Origin of the sequence: Novosphingobium organovorum, from assembly GCF_022832435.1 — a bacterium.
Classification (GTDB): domain Bacteria; phylum Pseudomonadota; class Alphaproteobacteria; order Sphingomonadales; family Sphingomonadaceae; genus Novosphingobium; species Novosphingobium organovorum.
Genome location: NZ_JALHLF010000225.1, coordinates 1 through 1,904, shown reverse-complemented (window position 1 = coordinate 1,904; position 1,904 = coordinate 1). Strand labels below are relative to the sequence as shown.

Sequence of the window (1,904 nt, the reverse complement as noted above, 5' to 3'; positions counted from 1 at the left end):
GCGGGGGCGGCCTCGGCGACGGGCGCGGCGGCGGGAGCCGCGGGCAGCCCTGCCGGGGCGTAGCCCATCGCGGGCAGTGCGGCGCTCATCTGCTGGATCATCTGGCGGCTGACGCGGATCTTGCGATCACCGTCTTCGACCTCGATTTCCGAGAGGCCGGTTTCCGCCAGCAGCTCGGCGAGCTCGCGGACAAGGGCGCTGTCGATATTCACTTGGCTTCCTTTCGTTCAAGGTATCCGAGGAGCTGTGCCAGCGTGCCTTTGAGGTCCTTGCGGTGTACCACCATGTCGACCATCCCGTGGTCGTGGAGGTATTCCGCGCGCTGGAAGCCGTCGGGAAGTTTTTCGCGGATCGTGTCCTGGATGACGCGCTGGCCGGCAAAGCCGATGAGCGCCCCCGGTTCGGCGATCTGGATGTCACCGAGCATGGCGTAGCTTGCGGTGACGCCGCCGGTGGTGGGATCGGTGAGCACGACGATGTAGGGCAGGCCCGCTGCGGCCAGGCGCCGCGTCGCGACCGTGGTCTTGGGCATCTGCATGAGGCTGAGGATGCCTTCCTGCATGCGCGCCCCGCCAGCGGCGGTGCAGATGATGTAGCCGCACTTTTCGGCAATCGCGGTCTCGACGCCGGCCACGAAGGCCTCGCCCACGGCCATGCCCATCGAGCCGCCCATGAACTTGAAGTCCTGGACGCCCAGGACAGCCTTGTGGCCCTCGATTGCCCCCAGCGCGTTGGTCAGCGCATCGGGGAAGGGATTGCTGGCGCGCGCGGCCTTGAGGCGGTCTGTATACTTTTTGGTGTCGCGGAAGTTCAGCGGGTTTTCCACGACATCGGGCGTGGCCAGCACGCGGTAGCCGCTGTCGAGCAGCTGGTCGAAGCGGGCCTGCGCGGTCAGTCGGCCGTGGTGTTCGCAGCGCGGGCACACGGACAGGTTGGCCTCGAACTCCTGGGTGAAGAGCATCTCGCCGCAGCTCGGGCACTTGATCCAGAGGTTGTCGGGGGTGTCACGCTTGTTCAGGCTCGAAAGCGAATTGCGGACCTTGCTCAGCCAACTCATGGGATGTTCAACCAATCTCTTGCGAAAATTCAATGCCGGTCGGGCGCTGGTCGCCGTCGCGCATGCGGTGTGTGCCTTGTCTCATCCGCGGGCGGACAGCCCATCGACCCTATCTCTGGCGCGCCCGTTTAGGGGAAGTCCGCTCTGCCTAGCAAGCCAATTTGGCAATTTGTACCGCGACGGGGCGTGCCAAGGGAGCGGGTAAGTGGGGATAACTGCTTGTATATGTATACATATATGCGCGTGACCGCAGCAAAGTCGCGCGCTAGGTTGACGCCATGACGCAAGTGGAACCTCAGGTGGATACAGGCGGCGAGCCCGTCGGGCCGGAAAACGGGGCCTCGATTGCCGGGTTGGGGCCGGTCGAAACGCGCGCGCTGGCCACGCGCGAGGCGACTTTTGCGCAAGTTGGCTACGGCGAGGCCGGAGGCAGGGCGGACGGCGCGCCGCTTCTGGTCGCGCGCGCGCTGGCGCTCGAATGCCCGGTCGCGATCGAGATCAACGGCATTGCCTTTGCCGTGATGATGGCCAGTCCCATCGCTGTCGAGGATTTCGTGACCGGCTTCCTTATGGCCGAAGGTCTGGCGCGGGCCGATCAGATCGGGGCGATCGCGTTGCACCGGGTCGAGGAGGGCGCCTGGGGCGAAGGACTGGTGGCGCGTGTCGCGCTTCCGGCCGAGTGTCTGGGGCCGGTGCTCGATCGCGCGCGCCGGCGCATCGGCGACAGTTCCTGCGGTATCTGCGGGCTCGACGGGATCGAGACGGCGCTGCGGCCCTTGCCACAGGTGGTCTCCACGCTGCGGCTGCGACGCGCGGCGGTGGCGCGTGCGCTCACGGCGCTGCGCGG

2 protein-coding genes and 1 pseudogene are annotated in these 1,904 nt (G+C 66.6%); 1 reads left to right on the top strand and 2 read right to left on the bottom strand.

What is annotated here, in order from left to right; all coding sequences use genetic code 11:
- Both MTR62_RS20870 and accD read right to left on the bottom strand, forming a co-directional pair.
- Positions 1-212, bottom strand: a pseudogene (locus tag MTR62_RS20870) (acetyl-CoA carboxylase biotin carboxyl carrier protein); the annotation flags it as partial.
- On the bottom strand, positions 209-1,057 hold the full coding sequence (gene accD / locus MTR62_RS20865; protein WP_244024570.1) for an acetyl-CoA carboxylase, carboxyltransferase subunit beta: 849 nt from the start codon (positions 1,055-1,057) through the stop codon (positions 209-211). The pseudogene MTR62_RS20870 and the gene accD, both read right to left, overlap by 4 nt.
- 299 nt (positions 1,058-1,356) lie before the next feature.
- Here accD and MTR62_RS20860 point away from each other — a divergent pair.
- Positions 1,357-1,904 (top strand): formate dehydrogenase accessory sulfurtransferase FdhD (locus MTR62_RS20860; RefSeq protein WP_244024568.1); only part of this gene is annotated, 548 nt, incomplete at its 3' end.